Annotated in this window: 1 protein-coding gene; it reads left to right on the top strand. The window is 56.7% G+C overall.

Annotation, left to right across the window (positions count from 1 at the left end; genetic code table 11):
• Position 1 precedes the first annotated feature (1 nt).
• Positions 2–1,171, top strand: a complete 1,170-nt coding sequence (locus tag CO656_RS29495) for a Xaa-Pro peptidase family protein (protein ID WP_097528136.1) — start codon at positions 2–4, stop codon at positions 1,169–1,171.
• Positions 1,172–1,258: the final 87 nt, after the last annotated feature.

A 1,258-nucleotide genomic window follows, 5' to 3' on the forward strand; every position in this document is an offset into this window, starting at 1 on the left:
AATGGCGATGCCGAGAGGACCACAGGCGTTCCCCAGGAGTGAATACTTGCAGCGCCTGTCCGTCGTTAAGGCGGAGATGGAGCGGCGAGAGGTTGATGTTCTGGTAGTCAAATCGACCGCGAACATCACATATCTGTCCGGCTACACGTCCAAGACCGGCTCGATGCCGCAGGCCCTTATTGTTTATCTAAGAGATGAAGAGCCGAGCTTCATCGCCTGCCGCAAAGATGCCCCCGCGGCGATCCATCAGACGTTTATCGACCGCGAACGCATTTTTGGCTATCCGGAAGCTCTCCTTGCCGATCCAGAGAAGGATGGCTGGGACGCGGTAATAGATCTCCTCTTGGACAGCGGCTTGGGACGGAATCGCATCGGCATCGAGGCAAGGCTGTTTCCCGCCCAAACTCTCGAAAAATTTAGGGTAAGGGCGCCCGAGGCAAAGATCGTAGATGTTGGCAACAGTGTCGACTGGATCAGAGGCGTCAAGTCCGATCTGGAAATTACCTACATGCGTGAATCTGCGGCGATAACAGATGCAGGGATGCTGCGTGCGCAGGAAGTAATTCGTCCGGGCGTAACCGAGGCTGCAGCGGCAGCAGAAATCATCGCGACGCTAATACGTGGGGCGAATGGCAAGCTGGGCACGGATTTGACCCACTTCGTGCTGTGCAACGGCCCAAGAACGTCCACCTGGCACATCCGGTGGGCCGAGGACATCTTCCGGGAAGGCTCCCAAGTCAACCTTTGTTTCGGAGGGGTGCGCCACGGTTACGTATCGCCCTTGATGCGCACGTTCTCGATTGGCAAACCCTCCGACCAACTTCGCCGACTTCATGACGCGGAGGTTGCTGGCCTGGAGGCGGCTCTTGCCGCCATCAAACCGGGTGCGACATGTAGCGACGTTGCTGCCGCTTTCAACACCACCCTTCGCAAATCCGGTTTCGAGAAGGAGTCACGATGTGGCTACGCAGTGGGGATTGAATGGGTAGAGCCGACGGCCAGTCTCAAAGAGGGCGATTTGACCATCTTGAAGCCGAACATGACTTTCGATCTGATGCTCGGCAACTGGATCGGCGAAGATCTCAGCTACGTGATCAGTGAGACTTTCCGGGTCACCGAATACGGGGTTGAGACGTTCAGCACTCTCCCACGGGAGATTTTCGAGATCTAGTCACGGTCTCAACTGCTTTTGCTATGACGTCCTCGATCTCGGCCACCGGTAAGGCCCCGCCTCTTGCAAGTATTGGCTCTGTCGACA

This window comes from Sinorhizobium sp. FG01 (assembly GCF_002531875.1).
GTDB classification, from domain to species: Bacteria; Pseudomonadota; Alphaproteobacteria; order Rhizobiales; family Rhizobiaceae; genus Sinorhizobium; species Sinorhizobium fredii_C.